Annotated in this window: 19 protein-coding genes and 1 riboswitch; of the genes, 13 read left to right on the top strand and 6 right to left on the bottom strand. The window is 70.5% G+C overall.

Translation table 11 applies throughout. The annotated features are described in order from the left end of the window. From ftsL to ON21_RS08965, 5 genes are all read right to left on the bottom strand, one after another. Positions 1 to 658: cell division protein FtsL (ftsL, locus tag ON21_RS08985; RefSeq protein WP_051020513.1), on the bottom strand; the 658-nt coding region annotated here is incomplete at its 3' end. Positions 659 to 773: 115 nt separating this feature from the next. Beyond that, the gene (gene rsmH / locus ON21_RS08980; protein WP_039797094.1) at positions 774 to 1748 is read right to left on the bottom strand and encodes a 16S rRNA (cytosine(1402)-N(4))-methyltransferase RsmH; all 975 of its coding nucleotides are present in this window, start codon (positions 1746 to 1748) and stop codon (positions 774 to 776) included. A 183-nt stretch (positions 1749 to 1931) separates the two neighbouring features. Then, positions 1932 to 2363, bottom strand: coding sequence for a division/cell wall cluster transcriptional repressor MraZ (gene mraZ / locus ON21_RS08975; protein WP_039797118.1), 432 nt, complete (start codon positions 2361 to 2363; stop codon positions 1932 to 1934). A gap of 403 nt (positions 2364 to 2766) precedes the next feature. Then, the gene (locus tag ON21_RS08970; protein ID WP_039797093.1) at positions 2767 to 3174 is read right to left on the bottom strand and encodes an SCO2097 family morphological protein; all 408 of its coding nucleotides are present in this window, start codon (positions 3172 to 3174) and stop codon (positions 2767 to 2769) included. A 329-nt stretch (positions 3175 to 3503) separates the two neighbouring features. Next, positions 3504 to 3944 (bottom strand): SAV_6107 family HEPN domain-containing protein, encoded by a 441-nt coding sequence (locus ON21_RS08965; RefSeq protein ID WP_039797092.1) that lies wholly within the window; start codon positions 3942 to 3944, stop codon positions 3504 to 3506. A 170-nt stretch (positions 3945 to 4114) separates the two neighbouring features. On the opposite strand from ON21_RS08965, the gene ON21_RS08960 reads away from it, so the two are divergent. The 5 genes from ON21_RS08960 to ON21_RS08940 all read left to right on the top strand — a co-directional run bounded on the left by ON21_RS08960 (position 4115) and on the right by ON21_RS08940 (position 9203). After that, entirely contained in the window at positions 4115 to 4726 is a 612-nt protein-coding gene (locus tag ON21_RS08960) for a GNAT family N-acetyltransferase (RefSeq protein WP_039797091.1), read from the top strand. 7 nt (positions 4727 to 4733) lie between these two features. Next, complete coding sequence (locus ON21_RS08955) at positions 4734 to 6299, top strand: phytoene desaturase family protein (protein WP_039797090.1); 1566 nt, start codon at positions 4734 to 4736, stop codon at positions 6297 to 6299. After that, complete coding sequence (locus tag ON21_RS08950) at positions 6296 to 7171, top strand: carotenoid biosynthesis protein (protein ID WP_083880486.1); 876 nt, start codon at positions 6296 to 6298, stop codon at positions 7169 to 7171. Before ON21_RS08955 ends, ON21_RS08950 begins: the two co-directional genes overlap by 4 nt. An 80-nt stretch (positions 7172 to 7251) precedes the next feature. Next, the gene (locus ON21_RS08945; RefSeq protein WP_051020511.1) at positions 7252 to 8034 is read left to right on the top strand and encodes an LppM family (lipo)protein; all 783 of its coding nucleotides are present in this window, start codon (positions 7252 to 7254) and stop codon (positions 8032 to 8034) included. A 35-nt stretch (positions 8035 to 8069) separates the two neighbouring features. Continuing rightward, positions 8070 to 9203: a glycosyltransferase family 2 protein gene (locus tag ON21_RS08940; RefSeq protein ID WP_039797111.1), complete on the top strand. Its 1134-nt coding sequence runs from the start codon at positions 8070 to 8072 to the stop codon at positions 9201 to 9203. Positions 9204 to 9230: 27 nt separating this feature from the next. On the opposite strand, the gene ON21_RS08935 is transcribed toward ON21_RS08940, so the two are convergent. Beyond that, complete coding sequence (locus tag ON21_RS08935; protein ID WP_039797089.1) at positions 9231 to 9938, bottom strand: hypothetical protein; 708 nt, start codon at positions 9936 to 9938, stop codon at positions 9231 to 9233. A gap of 348 nt (positions 9939 to 10286) precedes the next feature. Beyond that, positions 10287 to 10380, top strand: a riboswitch (SAM riboswitch). Positions 10381 to 10407: 27 nt separating this feature from the next. Here ON21_RS08935 and ON21_RS08930 point away from each other — a divergent pair. From ON21_RS08930 to ON21_RS08895, 8 genes are all read left to right on the top strand, one after another. After that, the gene (locus tag ON21_RS08930; protein ID WP_039797088.1) at positions 10408 to 11418 is read left to right on the top strand and encodes an amino acid ABC transporter permease; all 1011 of its coding nucleotides are present in this window, start codon (positions 10408 to 10410) and stop codon (positions 11416 to 11418) included. Further along, positions 11415 to 12182, top strand: a complete 768-nt coding sequence (locus ON21_RS08925; protein WP_039797087.1) for an amino acid ABC transporter ATP-binding protein — start codon at positions 11415 to 11417, stop codon at positions 12180 to 12182. The genes ON21_RS08930 and ON21_RS08925 overlap by 4 nt, the downstream gene beginning before the upstream one ends. Before the next feature lie 14 nt (positions 12183 to 12196). Continuing rightward, positions 12197 to 13156, top strand: coding sequence for an ABC transporter substrate-binding protein (locus ON21_RS08920; RefSeq protein ID WP_039797086.1), 960 nt, complete (start codon positions 12197 to 12199; stop codon positions 13154 to 13156). A gap of 4 nt (positions 13157 to 13160) precedes the next feature. Further along, the gene (locus ON21_RS08915) at positions 13161 to 13736 is read left to right on the top strand and encodes a GNAT family N-acetyltransferase (RefSeq protein ID WP_051020509.1); all 576 of its coding nucleotides are present in this window, start codon (positions 13161 to 13163) and stop codon (positions 13734 to 13736) included. After that, positions 13733 to 15352 (top strand): ABC transporter substrate-binding protein, encoded by a 1620-nt coding sequence (locus tag ON21_RS08910; protein WP_039797085.1) that lies wholly within the window; start codon positions 13733 to 13735, stop codon positions 15350 to 15352. Before ON21_RS08915 ends, ON21_RS08910 begins: the two co-directional genes overlap by 4 nt. Positions 15353 to 15354: 2 nt before the next feature. Continuing rightward, a complete protein-coding gene (locus ON21_RS08905; protein WP_039797084.1) occupies positions 15355 to 16359 on the top strand; it encodes an ABC transporter permease in 1005 nt (334 codons plus the stop codon). A 122-nt stretch (positions 16360 to 16481) separates the two neighbouring features. Then, entirely contained in the window at positions 16482 to 17294 is an 813-nt protein-coding gene (locus ON21_RS08900) for an ABC transporter permease (RefSeq protein WP_373281115.1), read from the top strand. Continuing rightward, entirely contained in the window at positions 17291 to 18913 is a 1623-nt protein-coding gene (locus ON21_RS08895) for a dipeptide ABC transporter ATP-binding protein (protein WP_039797082.1), read from the top strand. Before ON21_RS08900 ends, ON21_RS08895 begins: the two co-directional genes overlap by 4 nt. The last annotated feature ends 82 nt before the right edge of the window (positions 18914 to 18995 follow it).

Genomic DNA, 18995 nt, shown 5'->3' with positions numbered 1-18995 from the left:
GGTTGATCGCCGAGGTCGGGGTCGGGCTTGCCGCGGTGGGCGCCGCGTTGACCTGCGTGTTGTTCTGCGCCCCCGCGTTCGGCTGCCCCGGCACCGGAGCACCGGGCGTGGTGGTGACCGGCACCACCCGCTCCCCTCGCGGCGACCGATCGGAAGGCGAGGCGTTCAGCGGCGGCACGGGAGTGCCCTGGGCCGGGACCGGCTTACCGATCACCGTGACCGAGCCGTCCGGGCCGACCAGCAGCCGAGCCGGGTCCTTGGCGGGGATCATGCCCAGTTCACGCGCGCGCAGAGCCAGCTCGGGAGCCGAATCGGCGACCTCGACCTCGCGCTGCAAGGCCGCGCGCTCGTCGGCCAGTCGCCGGTTCGTCGCCCGCGCGTCGCCGAGCTGATAGCTGTCCTCGGCGGCGCGGGTGGTCAGCAGCAAGGTCAGCGCGAGGCCGCAACCGAGCAGGGCGATGATCGCGGTGACGAACGGGATGCGCGCCGCCATCGCCGAGCGCCGAACAGCGGGCAGAAACACGCTGTCCGAGCCGCTTTCGCGCATTCGCCGACGCGCGTAGGCGCGCTGCGCCGCGCCCGACTTCACCCGCTCGGCGTCCTGGACCCGCCGGGCGACCCGGCCCGGCGCTTCGACGGTCCGCGTCCGCACGCTCATAGATTCCCCTCCTCTGTCCTCCGGGGATTCCGGGCGAGCACAGCACTTCGCTGTCTCATCCGGCCTCCGCTACCGCACATCCGCACCCGGTCGGCGCGATGCGGGCACTGCTCGCTCACCGCGCCTCCTGGATCCGCTCGGCGGCGCGCATGCGTACCGGCGCCGCCCGCGGGTTGTCTTCGATCTCCTGCTCGGTCGCCTTCTCCGCGCCACGGGTCAGCATTCTGAACTCCGGCCCCATGCCGGGGAGCTCGACCGGCAGGCCCACCGGCGTCCTGGACGCGGTGTGGGCGGTGAGCTCGTGCTTGACCACCTTGTCCTCCAGCGATTGGTAGGACATGACGACGATGCGTCCGCCCACACGCAGCGCGGCGAGCGCGGCGGGCAGCGCGGCTCGCAAGGAGTCGAGCTCCCCGTTGACCTCCACCCGCAGCGCTTGGAACGTGCGCTTGGCCGGGTGCCCGCCGGTGCGGCGGGTGGCCGCGGGGATCGTGGCGTACAGCAGCTCCACCAGCTCGGCACTGGTGCGGAACGGTTTGCTCTGGCGACGGCGGATCACCTCGGCGGCGATCCGGCTCGCGAAGCGCTCCTCCCCGTAGGTTCGCAGCACCCGGGTGAGGTCGCCGTGACTGTAGGTGTTGAGCACATCGGCGGCGGTGAGGCCGCTGGTCGGGTCCATCCGCATGTCCAGCGGGGCGTCGACGGAGTAGGCGAAGCCGCGGTCGGCCTCGTCCAACTGCATGGAGGAGACGCCCAGGTCCATCAGGATCGCCGAGACCGAACCGGTGGCGGGCAGGCCCGCCTCCGCCAACGCGTCGACGATGCCGTCATAGCGGGTGTGCACCAACGTGATTCGATCCGCGAACGGCTCGAGCCGCTCGCCGGCCAGCTTCAACGCGCTGGTGTCGCGGTCGAGACCGACGAGACGGACGCCCGGGTAGGTACTCAGGAAATGCTCGGCGTGACCGCCGAGGCCGAGCGTCGCGTCGACGTAGACCGCACCCGGCTCGGCCAAGGCCGGACCGAGCAGCGCGTCGGCTCGCTCCAGCAGAACCGGAACATGGCGGGGACCGCGCTGTTCACGGTTCACCTAGACCTCCCGGAGTCTGCCTCGCGTCGTCGCGCACCGCACACGGGTCGCCTTGATACACAGTGCTTTCTATACGGATACGAATGCCCCGTGGTCTCTGACCGAACTTCGGCACCTGGCGTCGGGGAAGTACGTCAGGGTCCGCGTCCGGGCAGAGACCGCGTGGCACTCGCGCGCCCGCGGCTAGAAGATTCCGCCCAGCGACTCGTCTCTGGCTTGCGAGAAGTCCTCCTCGTGCTCGGCGAGGTAGGACTCCCACGCCTGCTTGTCCCATATCTCCAGGAAGTCGACCGAACCGATCACCACGCAATCCCTTTGCAGGTTGGCGTAGCGACGATGGTCGGCGGACAACACGATCCGGCCCTGCGCGTCCGGACGCTGTTCGTCCGTTCCGGCCGCGAGTGCCCGGACGAACGCACGGGCCTGCGGATTGCTTCGAGACGCGGCCGCGGCCCGCCGGGCGAGCGCGGTGAACTCCTCTTTCGGGTACACGGCAAGGCTATGGTCCTGCCCCTTCGTGACCATCAACCCTCCCGCCAGATCGTCTCGAAACTTCGCAGGCAACGTGAGTCGCCCCTTGTCGTCCAAGCGAGGTGTGTAGGTACCGAGAAACATCTCGATACCTCCCTGGTCGATCACCTCGATGGTCGGCACTTCAGTACTGCGCGCTCCACATTACCCCACTTTCCCCCACTTTCAATCGAAACAAGCGGTGATCTGGCTCCCGACTCAGACGATTCCGCAGGTCATCCCAGCTATCACCGGCGTGGTGAACTTTCGCGAGTTCTGCCGACACGCGCCGACCCAGGTGACAAATGCCCGAAAACACCCAGCAAACCCTCTGGTGCGACACCCGCGGGGGCGAAGTGGGGGAAGTTCGTGGGGAGGTGTGGGGGAAGGGAGAAGCCGGATCCGAAGATCATCCGCAGCGTGATCGGTGACACACACGAACCGGCGACGCCGCACCATCGCGGTGCGGCGTCGCCGGTTGTGCTGAAGTTGTCAGGCTACGGGCGAGCTATTCCTGCTCGAACCGCCGCCGGAAGCGATCCTCCATACGCTCGGAGAATCCGCCGGACTTGCGCTGGCGCCCTCGCCCGCCGCCGGAGGATGCCTGCCCGCCGGACCGGTCGTTCTTGGCGATGCTCTTGGAGGTGCCGAGCAGCAGGAGCACGCCGGCGCCGAACATCACGATGAACCCGATCAGGCTGATGATCGGGAAGCCGCCGGGCTTCACGGGCGCTGCGATGCCTGCGACGAGGAGAAAGAGGCCGAGGACGAACAACGCCGCGGCCTGGAGTCTGCGACGACTCGAGGTCGAACGTAGCCGTCCGCCGCGGACGGACGAGGCGAACTTGGGATCCTCAGCATAGAGAGCGCTCTCGATCTGTTCGAGCATGCGCTGCTCGTGCTCGGAGAGTGGCACGGTACCTCCCCCGGCACTAGGACGTGGCTGTCGCCTCCGGGTAGACGACAGATAGCCGACCTTGGCGGCCATCTGTCACCAATGATACGAGTTCGATCAGGGCCAGACCACCTAATGGGCACAGTCGGACGTAGTCCGTCATCAGTCCGCGCACGGCCGCAGCGAAGGCGGAGGTACGCCTAATGGGCACAGTCGGACGTAGTCCGTCATCAGTCCGCGCACGGCCGCAGCGAAGGCGGAGGTACGCCGAAAGGACACAGTCGCACCCAGTCCGTCATCAGTCCGCGCACCGCCGGAGTGAATGTAGAGGAACGCCAACACGCCGATAACTAAGCGGTCATACCGCCGGTCACTCCAGGGGCGGGCCGCAACCTGGCCGATGCCGCGAGGAGATCTTCCACATCGTGGAGGAATGCCGCCACCCGCGAAGAGAACTCGTCCGCCTCGTGTTCATCGACATTCCGGTCCAGACCCGCCTCCAGCGCGGCCCGGATCTCCGAACGCGCACTGAAGTAGTCCGCCCACATCACGAATTCCGGCGCGGCGCGCTGCATCAGCACCCACGCGTTGCGCGAGCGCGCCCTGGGCGCGGCGTCGGCGCCGGTGAGCGCGATCACCGCGCCGGCTCCGCGCAGCGCCGCCAGGTAGGCGGTGCGGAACCGCTCCCGCGGATCTCGTTCGCCCGCCGCTTGCATGAGCAACCCGTCCGCGCGCTCCAGCAGCTTGCCGGCCCGGCCGGGCCGGCCCGGGTGTTCCACTCGACCAGACATCGCCGTCCCTCCACCCTCGCGTACCTTGGCCGGTATACCGCGCTGGAGGTGGCGTGCCCCACCGCTTTCCAGCACCGCCCGGACCGAACAGGTATTCGAACGTTTGAATTGAGCTTCAATATAGAGACGCCCACCGACAAACTTCCGCGTCCGCGCGACCGACGAGAGCCATGACCGCCGTCAAGCCCAACCACACTCCCGCACCCGCCGTCATCGATCTCTCGGTGGCGGCCCTGCGCTCCCGGCTGCACGACGCGCTGGCGGTCTACGTGGCCGCCATGGACTATCCGCGCGGGACCGAGAACCATCGCGCGCCGATGTGGACCGAGCACACCACCCGGCCCGGCTGGCAGGCGGTCGCCGCGGTGCTGCCCGACGACTCCGGCCGGATCGATCTGCGCCGCGCGCCGATCGTGGCGATCGCCTACGGCTATCGCGGGGCCGCGCACCAGTGGTGGCACCAGCAGGTGCACAGCGGGATGCGGCGCTCGGGCTGGCCGGAACACTCCGCGCGCGAACTGCTCTCGGACTATTTCGAGCTCACCGAGTTGCATGTGCATCCGGCCGCGCAGGGCCGTGGCATCGGCGGCACGCTGCTGGAACGGCTGCTGCGCGACCGCACCGAGCGCGCGGTGCTGCTGTCGACCCCCGAGGTCTCCGGTGAGGACAACCGCGCCTGGCGTCTGTATCGCAGGCAGGGATTCACCGACGTGGTCCGGAATTTCGTCTTCGCGGGCGACAACCGTCCGTTCGCGATCCTCGGCAGGCGGCTGCCGCTGTGAGGATCACGTGACGGTGATCGTCGTCGGCTCCGGCCACAACGCCTTGGTGGCCGCGTGCTACCTCGCCCGCGCCGGGCACGAGGTCGAAGTGCTCGAACGCGACGACGTCCTCGGCGGGGCGGTGTCGACGGTCGAGCGGTTCCCCGGCCATCGGGTCGATCGCGGCTCGTCGGCGCACATCATGGTCCGCCACACCGGCATCGTCGACGACCTCGAACTCGACCGTTTCGGCCTGCGGTACATCGACTGCGACCCATGGGGTTTCACCCCGGCGCACGCGAACCGCCCCGCCATCGTGTTCCACCGCGACCTGGATGCGACCTGCGCCTCCATCGCGGCGGCGTGCGGCGGGCGGGACGCGGACGCCTACCGCCGGTTCGTCCGGGTGTGGGGTCCGCGCAGCGCCAGGGTGATGCGGGCGTTCGGCGGCGCACCGACGCCGGGCCGACTGGTGCGATCGTTCTGGGGACTGGACGCGAAGAACGGCGGCAGCGCGCTGTCGCGGGAGTTCCTGCAGTCCGGCGACGCGCTGCTGGACTCGCTGTTCGAGGACGAACGGTTGAAGGCGTCGCTGGCCTGGTTCGGCGCGCAGTCCGGGCCGCCGATGTCGGAGCCTGGCACGGCGCCGATGGTTGGCTTCGCCGCGCTCATGCACACGCTGCCACCGGGTCGCGCGGTCGGCGGCAGCGGGGCGCTGACCACCGCGCTGGTGGCGCGGCTGCGCTCCGACGGCGGAGTGGTGACCGCGGGCGACGCGGTGTCCGCCCTGCGCCGCGACGGGGATCGCTGGCGGGTGCGCACCGCGTCGGGCCGAGAGTTGCGCGCGGGCATCGTCATCGCCGGTTGCCACGTCCTGACCACCCTTGATCTGCTCCGCGACGGCGGCTTCGACGGCGCGGTGCTCGACGACTGGCGCAGGCGCATCCGCGTCGGTCCCGGCATCGGGATGGTGGTGCGAGCCGCCACTTCGGCGCTGCCCCGTTATCCCGGCAGCCCGGCCGAGCACTCCGCCCGCGGCCTGCAATTCCTGGTGGCCGATCGCGCGCAGTTGCGTCGTGCGCACGGCGCGGCGCTGGCGGGTGACCTCCCACCGCGCCCGGTCGTGCTGGCCATGAGCTTCAGCGCCGTGGACCCGACCATCGCGCCGCCCGGCGAGCACCAGTTGTCGCTGTGGGCGCAGTGGCACCCGTACCGACTCGCCTCCGGGGCCGACTGGGCCGACCTGGCGCGGCGGGAAGCCGACCGGATCGTCGGCGAAGTCGATTCCTACGCGCCCGGTTTCGCGGAGACCGTGCTGCGCAGTCACGTGCAGACGCCCGTGGACCTGGAGCGTGAACTCGGGCTCGTCGGCGGCAACGTGATGCACGTGGAGATGTCGCTGGACCAGATGATGCTCTGGCGTCCGCTGCCCGAGCTGGCCGGACAGCGGGTCCCCGGCGCGCCTGGGCTGTATCTGACGGGCGCGTCCACCCATCCCGGCGGCGGCGTCTCCGGCGCCAGCGGCCGCACCGCCGCCGCCCTCGCCCTGCGCGACCTGAACCGGCCCAGGTTGTCGCGGTGGCTGCGACGATGACGGACCCGGGCGATCCGCCGCCCGCGGCGACGGAACGGTCCACGCCCGCGCGGGACAACCCGGCGGACCCGCTGCCCGGATACCGTTCGGCGAGCTTCCTGCTGCCACTGGTCTCGGTCGCCCTGACGATCGTCGCGCAGATCGGTTACCCACTGGCCGCGGGTGCCGCACGCGATCGCGTCACCGTCGCGATCGTGCTGCTCTCCGCCACCGCCGCGCTGGCGCACGCCACCGCGACCAGGGGATTCCGCTATGCCGTCGGTTTCCTGATCATCGTCTCGGGCATCGGGCTCACCGCCGAGGTGATCGGTACCGCGACCGGCATACCGTTCGGCTGCTACGAGTACGCGACCGACCGGCTCGGACCGGCTCTGCTCACGGTGCCGCTGCTCGTCCCGCTGGCCTGGACCGGCGGAATGTACCCGGTGTGGGTGGTGGCCGGGATGTTGTCGCGGCGCACGGTCGTGCGGGTCGCAGCGACGGCGGTTGGCGCGGTGGGCTGGGATCTGTTCCTGGATCCGCAGATGGTGGCCGACGGGCAGTGGACCTGGTGCGACACCCACTCCGGACTCCCCGGGCTGGACCAGGTTCCGGTGACCAACTACCTGGGCTGGTTCGGCGTCGCGCTCGTGATGGGCAGCTTGCTGGCGGCCTGGGAGCGGGCGGCGCCGGATCCGGTACGGGTGCCGGGACCGGGCGGCCGCGCGCTCACGGTCGCCGTCCCGGTGGCCTTCTTCCTGTGGACCTGGCTCGGATCGGCGCTGGCACACGCGGTGTTCCTCGGTCTACTGCCGTCCGCAGGCTACGGTTTCGCCGGCATGGGGCTGCTCGGCGTTCCCCTGCTCGTCGTCCTGGCTCGCGCGCGCCGCTGACCCGGCGCGATTCCCCGTACGCCGCACGCCGACGCGCGCTACGACTGGCGCGTTTCATTCCGGGCGGATGGCCTGGCACGATGTCACCCGTGCAGCCGAGTCCCGTCACCACGAAGCTCGATACCCCGGATTCCCCGCGACCGCGGGTCCCACGCCGCGGCGTGCGTGCCGCTTCGATCGTTCTGCTCGCGGCGATCCTGGTCCCGATGCTCGCCGGCTGCCTGCGGGTCCAGGTGTCGATGGGGGTCTCGTCCAACGACCGGGTGTCCGGACGGATCGTCGCCGCCGTGGTCCCCGCCGACGCCGGGGACAAGGGCCCGCAGCTGAAGGCGCCCGAGACGCTGGCCGCCAAGGTGCGGGTGGAACCGTACGCCCAGGACGGATACGCGGGCAGCCAGGTCTTCTTCGAGGATCTGTCGTTCGGCGAGGTGCAGCAGCTCGGGGCGCTGTCCGAGCAGACCCAGGGCATGTTCCAGTTGCAGTTCCAGCGCACCGGCGACCTGGTCAGCCTGACCGGGCGGGTCGATCTGAAATCGGTGCCGCCGCACGGCTCGGACGTGCAGTTCACCATCGCCTTCCCGGCCCGCGTCGCCAAGACCAACGGCAGCCGCGAGGGCGACAACGTCGTCTCCTGGAAGCTGCCGCCCGGCGATGTCTCCACATTGCGTGCCGAGGTCAGCTACGCCGACCCGAACACCCGCTCGTTCGCGGGCTGGGCGGGCATCGCGGGCGGCATCACGCTCGCGGTCGCCGCCATCGTCGCCGCCATGGCGTACATGGACCGCAACCCCGCCGCGCCCGGTGCGCCGGAAGTCGGCTTCTCGCTGAGCCGCTGGTGGCGGTCGGTGACGCAGAATCGCTGAGCGACAGGTCGGTGTGCCGGGATAGCGTGGCCCGCATGGTGACTGCCCTGCCTTCCTCCGCCGCCGCGGTGGCCGCGCTCGGCGCGGGCATCGCGCTGTACAACCGGATCACCGTGCGGCGGCTGTCGAACATCCCGACGACCGTGATCGAACCGGTCACCGTCTGCATCCCGGCGCGCGACGAGGCCGACCGGCTACCCGGGCTGATCGGCGACTTGCGCGCCCAGGTCGGCGTGCCGCGGATGGCGGTACGCATCCTCGACGACGCGTCCACCGACGACACCGCCGCCGCCGCCCGCGCCGCGATCGACGGCGACCCGCGTTTCACCTTGCTGCGCAGCGTGTCCGACCCGGTCCCCGGCTGGACCGGGAAGGCCGCCGCCTGCGTCCGGGTGGCCGAGGAGGTGTCGACGCCGGTGCTGATCTTCTTGGACGCCGACGTGCGACTGGCCCCGACGGCACTCGCCGCGGCCGTCGGCGCGCTGCGCGGACGGCGAGCCGCGCTGGTCTCGCCCTGGCCCCTGCAAGTGTCGGGCTCGGTGGCGGAGGCCGTGGTGCAGCCCTTGCTGTGCTGGTCGTGGGCATCGACGCTGCCGGTCACCGCGGCCGACCGGAGCCTGCGGCCCGCCACGGCGGTGGCCTGCGGCCAGTTCCTCGTGTTCGACAACGCCGCCTACCGGGAGGTCGGCGGCCACACGGCGGTGGCGGGAAGCGTCACCGAAGACCTCGACATCGCCCGTACGCTGCGGCGAGCCGGTCACCCCACCGTTCTGGTAGCCGCGGGACCGCTGGCCCGCACCAGGATGTATCGCGGCGCCGCGGAACTGGACGCGGGCTACACCCGCTGGCTCTGGTCGGCCTACGACGGCACGATAGCGGGCGGAGCGGCGGTGGGACTGGTTGCCGCGGTTGCTTATTGGGTGCCGCCCGCGGCCGCGGTGCTCGGCCATGGCGCGGTCCGACGGGCAGGCCTGATCGGCTGGCTCGCCGCCGTTGCCGGGCGACTGCTGGCCCGCTCGACCGAAACCGGCGGCCCGCTGAAACCCTCGGATGTGCTGGCCGCCGTAGCGCATCCGGTATCCGTGGGTGCGTATCTGCTGCTGTGGGTGCGGTCACACCGAGCTCGCCGCCGCGGCACGGCGCGCTGGAAGGGTCGCTCGCTTCCCTGAGCGCGGCGCGCCGCGGCGGACGGAAACTCATGGCACCGGGGTGATTCCGATCGTCGGCAGGAAGACGCAGGACTTGGCGCCGTTCTGGACCGAGCCGAACACCGCGGCGAGAACGGTGCCCTTGCCGGTGTCCACCGGTACGGCACGCACCCCGCCCATCGGGAGGGACGCGACGAGAAAGTCCCGGATCGCCTGTTCGGCGGCGGGTCGCAGGTCCGAGGGAACGGCCGCGGGGACCATCGAGCGAGCGACCTCCGGCAACGGTCCCATGGCAGCCGTGCCGCTGCGGCCGGTGTTCAGATTGAGCCAGGCCACTTGCATCCCGGCGGTGTTCGGGCCGTCCGGGCCGAGGCCGTAGGGCACGAAGGTGAACATGGCCTGCCCGGCCTTGACCGCGCTGAGGTCCTGGCCGGGAATCTGGACGGTGTTCTTGGGCCACGGTCCCGGGATGGCTCCTGCCACGGCGGGCGCCAGACCGGCCGTGGTGTTGTCGAGGCAGAACGCCGACGCGCTCGGGTACGCGAACGGCTGGATGCCGAGCGCGCGCAGCGCGTCGAGCGCGGTTTGGTACGCGCCGAACAGGTCGCCGGGGGCGGCGATCGGCACGGGATCCTCGGAGAACGCCGGAAGCGTTGCCTCCGGAGCCGCGAGCGCGGCGGCGGGTCCGGCGAACACGAGGGCGATCGAACTGGTCGCGACAGCGGACAACTGGGTCAGACGACGCAATATGCTCACGAAACCTCCTCATCGGCGGAACAATCGAGGGGGACAGTACTCCGGCAAACGTGTCGAACAGCCGGGATTGCGTACAGCAATTTCGTGGCGAGTCCTGTTTGCCCGGAACCGACCTCCGCGGCGCCCACCGGCGTTCCTCAGCGTCGGCGATAGCCGTATGCTGCTTCGGACCGGCGTGGCGCTGGACCAGCCTCGAAACGACAGCGCACACCTGGCTACTACAAAGATCCGATGAATCCGCGTGGACAAGATCTACGCTCACGGTGATTACTTCTCTTGTCCCGAGCTTCCCTTGCTGGGCATCATTATTCGGCTCGCCCCTGACATCGCGTGACAGGGGGTCGGCGCCAACCATCCAGAGCGACCGAGAGACCTGGCTCGTCGACGTCGCAGCAACCCCCCGGTCATCGGGTGCGGGTGCTTCCGCCGGGACCGATGGAGGAACCGAAGTGATCATCGAGGACCCGTCATGAGCGCGTCCACCGCGCCGGACGCCGCCCCCGAGGCCGCCGCGCCGAGCGAACCGGACCCCACCGGCGCACCGCTCCCCGTCGAGACCGGCACGACGCCTGCCGTCGCGAAGACCCGGCACCCGTGGCGCTGGGTGGTCAGTGTCGTCGCGCTGATCCTGCTCGCCCAATTCGCGCACGGCCTCGCCACCAATCCCGGCTGGGACTGGCCGACGTTCGCGCAGTACATCACAGCGAAGTCGGTGCTGTCGGCGTTGCGGGTCACCCTGGAGCTGACCGTCTGGGGCACGGCGCTCGGCTTTCTGCTCGGCACCGCGCTGGCGGTCGCCCGGCTGTCGAACAACCCGGTGCTGCGGGTGATCTCGTGGGTCTACATCTGGGCGTTCCGCTCGATCCCGCTGATCGTGCAGCTGCTGTTCTGGTTCAACATCGCGTACCTGTACCAGACCCTTTCGGTCGGCGTCCCGTTCGGACCCGCGTTGTTCACCTTCGAGGTGAACGGGGTGATCAGCGGTTTCACCGCCGCCGTGATCGGCTTGGCGCTGCATCAGGCGGCGTACTCGGCCGAGATCATCCGGGCCGGGTTCATCTCGGTGGACGCGGGTCAGCTGGAAGCCGCCGCCGCGCTGGGCATTCCACGACTGCGGCAGTTCCGCACCGTGGTGGCGCCGCAGGCGATGCGCTCGATCCTGCCGAACGCGACCAACGAGGTGATCAGCCTGTTCAAAGGCACCTCGATCGTGTCGGTGATGGCGATCGCCGAGCTGTTCTACCAGGTCCAGGTCATCTACGGGCGCAACGGGCGGGTGGTGCCGCTGCTCATGGTCGCGACGGTCTGGTACATCGTGCTCACCACCGTGCTGTCGGTGGCGCAGTACTACATCGAACGCCACTACGCCAAGGGCGCGCATCGCACGCCGCCGCCGACACCGCTGCAACGCGCGTGGCGCACGCTTCGCGAGGTCGCCGCCGAGGCCGGTCCCGCCGCACCGCGTGGAGCGACCCGATGAGCGCCGCACCCGCCGTGCAGGTCCGCGGCGTGCGGAAGTCCTTCGGCGCACAAGAAGTGCTGCGGGGCATCGATCTCACCGTGCGCTCCGGCGAGGTGGTGGCCGTGATCGGCCCGTCCGGGTCCGGAAAGTCGACCCTGCTGCGCGTGGTCAACCATCTGGAAACCCTGGACGCGGGCACCGTGCACATCGACGGCGAGCTGATCGGATATCGGCTGCGCCGCGATCGCCTGCACGCGCTGCCCGACCGCGCGGTGCGCAAGCAGCGCTCCCGGATCGGCTTCGTCTTCCAGCAGTTCAATCTGTTCCCGCACCTGACCGTGCTCGAGAACGTCACGCTCGCACCGCTGTCCGCGCAGCGGCGCGACCGGGCCGAGGTGGAGCGCGAGGCACGCCTGCTGCTGGAGCGGGTCGGCATCGGACACCTGTCCGACGCGTATCCGCGCAGGTTGTCGGGCGGACAGCAGCAGCGGGTGGCGATCGCCCGCGCGCTGGCGCTGCGCCCGCGCGTGATCCTGTTCGACGAGCCCACCTCCGCGCTGGACCCGGAACTGGTCGGCGAGGTGCTCGACGTGATCCGCGATCTGGCGCACGGCGGCACCGCGCTGGTGATCGTCACCCACGAGATCGGCTTCGCCCGTGAGGTCGCCGACACCGTGGTGTTCCTCGACGGGGGCGTCATCGTCGAGCAAGGGCCGCCCTCGGTCGTCCTCGACCATCCAGAACACCCGCGCACCCGCGCGTTCCTTTCCCGAGTCCGTTGACGAACAGGTATCCGATGAAGCTCTCCGCCCTGGTCACCGCTGCCGCGACCGCGGTCGCGCTGCTGGCCACCGGCTGCACCGAACCCGAGGCGGACCACGCCGCGCAGCCCGCCGGTTCGATCACCTTCGACCTCTCCCCCGCCCAGTCCGGCCGCGTCCGGGCGGCCAAGGTCGACGCCATCGCCGCCGAAGTGCCGAAGGCGATCCGCGATCGCGGCACGCTGATCGTGACCGGCGCGTCCGGCGCCGCGCCGCCGCTGCGGTTCTACGCCACCGACGACAAGACGGTGGTCGGCTCGGAAGTCGACTTCGCCTCGCTGATCGCCGACATCCTCGGCCTGAAACTCGATGCGCAGGTGGCCGATTGGTCGCAGAACTTCGTGCGGGTGGACTCCGGCGAGGTGGACGCGTTCATCTCCAACGTCACCGTCACCGAGGAACGCAAGGAGAAGTACGACTTCGCGACCTACCGCAAGGACAACGTCGCACTCGAGGTCCCGATCCAGAGCAAGTTCGAATACAAGGACCGAACGAGCCTGGCGGGCAAGCGGATCGGCGTCGGCAGCGGCACCAATCAGGAGCAGCTGCTGGTGAAGTGGAACGAGCAGAACCGGGCCGAGGGGCTGCCCCCGATCGACATCGCCTACTTCCAGCAGACCACCGACTATTACCTGGCGCTGGCCTCGCAGCGGCTCGACGGCTACCTCGGGCCGAACCCGACGGCGATCTACCACGCGGCCACCGCGAAACAGACCAGGATCGTGGGCACGTTCTCCGGTGCGGGCGAGGCGCTGCAAGGCGAGATCGCGGTGCTCACCAAGAAGGACAGCGGTCTGATCACCGCGGTGCAGCACGCGCTGGCCTACGCCATCGAGCACGGCAGCTACCAGCAGGTGATCGACCGCTGGGGCCTGCAGAGCGAGACCGTCGCCGAATCCCGGATCAATCCGCCCGGCCTGCCGAAGAAGCGCTGACCCGATGACACAGTCGCTTTCGACCAGGACGCTGCGCGTGCACCGGGTCGCCCAGGACGATCCGTTGGCCGCGCCCCTGCTCGCCGAACTCGCCCTCGAGTACAGCAGTCGCTACGGTCGCACGCCCGGCGAGGTGCACGCCGCACTGCGCGAGCACCCGGCCACCGCGTTCGCGCCGCCGCACGGCGCCTTGCTGGTAGTCACCAGGGACGGGGAAGCAGTGGCGGGCGGCGCCTTCCAGCGCTACGACAGCTACACCGCGGAGCTGAAACGGATCTGGACCTCGCGCGAGCACCGCAGGCAGGGGCTCGGACGGTTCGTGCTCGACCAGTTGGAGGCCGAGATCGCGCGCCGCGGCTACCGGCGGATCCACCTGACCACCGGACCGCGCCAGCCCGAAGCGGTCGGCCTCTATCTCGCCGCCGGTTACCGCGCGCTGTATGACCCGGACCTGCCCGCCGAACAGATCGGGCCGCACCCGTTCGAGAAATACCTGCCCCTGGCGCCGGAAGCGGTTGCCGACCACCCCGACCCGGGCGAGGAACTCGCCCGACCCGAAGTATCTGGAGTTGCCCCGTGATCCGAACCCGTCACCGAATCGTCGCGCTGGCCGGCGCGCTCGCCGCGGCCACCACCGTGGCCGCCTGCGGCAGTGATTCGGCCTTGCCCGGCGGCGACGCGGGCCCGCCCCAGCCGGGCGGTGTACTGCGCTACGGTCTGTCCCAGGCGCCGACCTGCTCGGATCCCGCCCAGGCCGGCACCAATCAGACGCTGTACGTCGCCCGGCAGATCGTGGATTCGCTGACCGACCAGGACCCGGCCACCGGCGAGCTGAAGCCTTGGCTGGCCCAGAGCTGGGAGGCGAGCCCCGACGCGAAGGTCTTCACCTTCCACCTCCTCGACGGCGTCACCTTCAGCGACGGCACCCCGCTCACCGCCGAATCGGTGCGCAACACGTTCGACTCGGTGGTGAAGCTCGGCTCCGGCAAGGCGCCGCTCGGCAGCAGCTACCTCACCGGCTACGTCGGCACCACGGCCGTCGACCGGCTCACCGCGCGGGTCGAGTTCAGCAAGCCCAACGCCCAATTCCTGCAGGCGTCGTCGACCGCCCAGCTCGGCATCCTCGCCGACGCGACCACGGCCAAGCCCGCCGAGCAGCGCTGCCTCGGCGACAACATCGGCAGCGGACCGTTCACCTACGCCGCCTACCGCCAGGACGCGTCGGCGACTCTGGTGAAGCGCACCGGTTACCACTGGGGTTCGGCGGTGTTCGCGCATCGTGGCGAGGCCTATCTGGACAAGATCGAGTTCACCGTGGTGCCCGAATCCGGCGTACGCACCGGCAGTCTGTCCTCCGCGCAGCTGGACGCGATCAGCGACGCGCTGCCGCAGGATGCCCCGCAGATCGAGGCGGCGGGCGGCCGGGTGCTCAGCACCGCCAACCCTGGCGTGCCGTTCGGATTGCAGCTCAACGTCACCCGCGGGCCGCTGCGCGATTCGGCGGTGCGCCAGGCGTTGCTGCCCGCCATCGACCGCAAGCAATTGGTGGACACCGTGCTCGGCCCGCAGTTCAAGCCCGCCACCAGCACGCTGGCCAGCACCACCCCGGGTTACACCGACCTGTCGGCACGTCTGGCCTACGACCCGGCGAAAGCGCGCACCATCCTCGACCGCGCCGGTTGGGTGCCCGGCGCGGACGGCATCCGGGCCAAGAACGGTGAGCGATTGTCGTTCGCGGTGTTGTTCAGCCAGGTGTTCGCGGGCAACCAGGCGATCCTGGAGCTGGTACAGCAGCAGCTGCGGCAGGTCGGCGTCGAGCTGAAATTGGACCTGGTGTCGGTGGCGGAGACCACCGCGCGGCAGAACAGCAAGGATTTCGACGCCTCCTACGGCAACACCACCCGCGCCGACGGCGACATCCTGCGCACCTCCTTCGGACTCGACGGGCGCAACCTCAATTCCCGCGGACCCGTCCCCGCCTTGGACGACGCGCTGAACGGCCAGGTGGGCACGGTCGACACCGCGACGCGCAACGGACTCATCCGTACCGCGCAGGAGCAGGTGCTCGACGCCGGACTCCTGATCCCGACCGTGGAGCTCTCCCAGGCGATCGGGGCGAGCGCGAACACGCGGGATCTGAAGTTCGAGGCCTCGGCGCGATTGCAGTTCTTCGACACCTGGCTGAGCGGACGATAGTCATGGCGCGCTATCTGGCCCTGCGGGCGTTGCAGGCGATCTGGGTGTTGTGGGCGGCGTTCACGCTGTCGTTCGTGGTGCTGTACCTGCTGCCCGCCGACCCGGTCTCGATCGCGGCCGACGGCGGCGGCGCGGGCACGCCGGTGGACAAGGCCGCCATCGCCGAGCTGCAGGCCCGCTACGGGCTGGATCGGCCGCTGTGGGACCAGTATCTGACCGCGCTCGGGCACGCCGTGCGCGGCGATCTCGGGCATTCCATCGCGACCGGGCAGCCGGTCACCGGCGCGATCGGTGACGCGCTGCCCGCCACGCTCGAATTGGCATGCACGGCACTGCTCTTCGCGATCATCGGCGGCGTCGCACTGGCGTTCGCGGCGACCCGGGCCCGGCGGCCGTGGCTGCGCAACGCCTTGGCCGCGTTGCCGTCACTGGGCGTCTCGGTGCCGACGTTCTGGACCGGACTGCTGCTGCTGCAAGTGTTCTCGTTCCAGTTGCGGCTGGCGCCCGCGTTCGGCGGTCACGGTTTCGCGGGGACGGTGCTGCCCGCACTCACTCTGGCCCTGCCGATCGGCGCGGTCATCGCGCAGGTGCTCACCGCCGGGCTCGAGGCGACCTGGCGCCAGCCGTTCGTCGACGTGGCCCTGGCCAAGGGCGGATCGCGCTGGTGGGTGCAGCGCACGCACGTGCTGCGCCCGGCCAGCGTGCCCGCGTTCACCATCGCGGGCGTCCTGGTCGGCAACATGCTCGCCGGATCGGTGGTGGTGGAGACGGTCTTCGCCCGCCAGGGCGTCGGGCGGCTGACCCAGACCGCCGTGCTGGCGCAGGACATCCCGGTGGTGCAGGGCATCGTGCTGCTCACCTCGGTGGTGTTCGTCAGCGTGAATCTCGCGGTGGACCTGCTGTATCCGCTGCTCGACCCGCGCATCGCCGCCCGCTCCCGCGGCGTGCGCGGCGCCTCGGAGCAGAGCGCCACCGACACTGCCGAGGAGGCGATCGTCCGTGCCTGACCCAGCTCCCGTCCTTCCCGCCGCCGGGCTCGGCGCGCCGCTCGTCGAGGGGGTGCGGACCCGTGGTTGACGTCACCGAGGAACAGCGCAGAGCGGTGCTGTCCGACCTGCGGCGACCGGTCTTGCGGTGGAAGACGTTGCGCGGCAATGCCGGACTGCTGGTGGCGGGCGCCGTCGCGTTGCTCGCTGTGGGCTGGGCGCTGGCGCCGTCGGTCTTCGCCGGTGGCGACCCGCTGACCGGCGTGCCCGCGCAGAAGTTGCAGAGCCCCAGCGCTCAGCATTGGTTCGGCACCGACAATCTCGGCCGCGATCTGTACACCCGGATGGTGCACGGCGCCGGTCTCTCGCTGACCGCCACCCTCGCCGCGGTGGGCATCGCGCTGATCGCCGGGTCCCTGCTCGGGCTGTTGTCCGGAGCGATCGGCGGCGTGGTGGACGCCGTCGTCATGCGGCTGGTCGATGTGCTGCTGTCGGTGCCCTCGCTGCTGCTGTCGCTCGCGCTGGTCACCGCGCTCGGCTTCGGCACCCGCAACGTGGCCGTCGCGGTGGGCATCTCGCTGGTGGCCAACTTCGCGCGGGTGATGCGATCGGAAGTGCTGCGGGTGCGCCAAGCGGTGTACGTGGAGGCCGCCCACGCCGCGGGCGTGCGCTGGTACACGGTGCTCGCCAGGCACGTGCTGCCCAATTCCGTGCAGCCCGTCCTCGCCTTGGCCGCAGTGGAATTCGGCATGGCGGTGCTGGCCGTGTCGGCGCTGAGCTTCCTCGGCTACGGCGCGAAACCGCCCACGCCCGAGTGGGGCACCCTGATCTCCGAGGGCCGCAACTATCTCGCGACCGCGTGGTGGATGACCACCCTGCCCGGTCTCGTCATCATCGCCGTCGTGCTCGCCGCTCAGCGCCTCGGACGTGCGATCGGGAAGGGAGAATCCGCATGAGCGCCCCGGCATCTCCGCTGCTGCAGGTCGAGAACCTGCGAGTCCGTTACCGCTCCGGCGGCGAGCCGGTCACCGCGCTCGACGGTGTGTCGCTCACGGTGGCCCGCGGCGAGGTGGTGGCGCTGGTCGGCGAATCCGGCTCCGGCAAGTCCACGCTCGCCCACGCCGTGATCGGCCTGCTCGGCGCGAACGCCGAGATCACCGGAGGAACCGTGACCTTCGACGGCGCCGTGGTCGACACCGGCTCCGAACGCGCGCTGCGGCGGCTGCGTGGAGCGCGGATCGGCTTCGTTCCCCAGGACCCCGGGCTTTCGCTGAACCCGGTCCGGCGCGTCGGTGATCAAGTGGCCGAATCGCTGCTGGTACACGGACTGGCCGATCGCAAGGCGGCGCGAGCGCGAGCGATCGAACTGCTCGCCGACGCCGGACTGGACCGGCCCGAACTACGGGCCAGCCAGTATCCGCACGAGTTGTCCGGCGGCCAGCGCCAGCGGGTGCTGATCGCCTCGGCGCTGGCCTGCGCACCGGACCTGGTCATCGCCGACGAGCCGACCAGCGCGCTCGACGCGACCGTCGCACGCCGGGTGCTGGACCGACTCGCCGAGCAGATCGCCGCGCGCGGCACGGCGGTGCTGCTGATCACCCACGACCTGGCGGTCGCCGCCGAACGCGCGGACCGGCTGGTCGTACTCAACGGCGGCGAAGTGGTGGAAAGCGGCGCCACCGCCGAACTACTGGCCGCACCGCGCCACCCGTACACCAAGCGCCTGCTCGCCGCCTCGCCCAGTCTCGCCCCCGCCGAGGGCTTCCGCGAGCCCAAACCCAGGACCGGCGCGCCGCTGCTGGTCTTGCGCGAGGTGTACAAGACCTTCCGCGCGCACGGGGGCGACAGCGTCACCGCGGTGTCCGGAGTCGGCTTCGAACTCGGTCGCGGCGAGACTCTCTCGCTGGTCGGCGAATCCGGATCGGGCAAGTCCACCACCGCGCGGATCGCCCTGCGGCTCACCGAACCCGACCGCGGCGAGGTCACGTTCGACGGGCAACCGCTGGCGCAGGCCCGCGGGTCGCGGCTGCGCGCGCTGCGCAAACGCTTCCAGGTGGTGTACCAAAACCCCTACGCCTCCCTGGATCCGCGCTGGCGGGTGGGCGCGATCATCGAGGAACCGTTGCGCGCGTTCGGTGTCGGGAACCGCGCGCAACGCCGCGACCGGGTGGCGGAACTGCTCGAGCAAGTCGCGCTCCCGGCCGGGTTCGCCCAGCGCAGGCCCGCCGAGCTGTCCGGAGGACAACGACAGCGCGTCGCCATCGCACGGGCGCTGGCGCTGCATCCGGAACTGCTGGTGCTCGACGAACCGGTCTCCGCGCTGGACGCCTCGGTGCAGGCGCAGATCCTCGAACTGCTCGACCGCCTGCAGGCCGAGCTGTCGCTGAGCTACCTGTTCATCTCGCACGATCTGGCGGTGGTGCGGCGCATCAGCGATCACGTCGCGGTACTGCGGCACGGCCGCATCGTCGAATCCGGCCGCACCGCAGAAATCTTCGGCGATCCCCGGCACGAGTACACCCGCGAGCTGTTGTCGGCCATTCCGGCGCCCGCCGTGACGAAAGGCGGGTCGTGATGCCGACGCCGACCTATCGCCACAGCCGCGTCCTGAACCGGCAGCGCTCGGCCCCGTGCCGCAGCCGTCCGGAACCCGCCGT

Origin of the sequence: Nocardia araoensis NBRC 100135, from assembly GCF_000308435.1 — a bacterium.
Classification (GTDB): domain Bacteria; phylum Actinomycetota; class Actinomycetes; order Mycobacteriales; family Mycobacteriaceae; genus Nocardia; species Nocardia araoensis.
The sequence above is the reverse complement of the archived record's forward strand: the minus strand, read 5'-3'. Positions and strand labels throughout refer to the sequence as shown.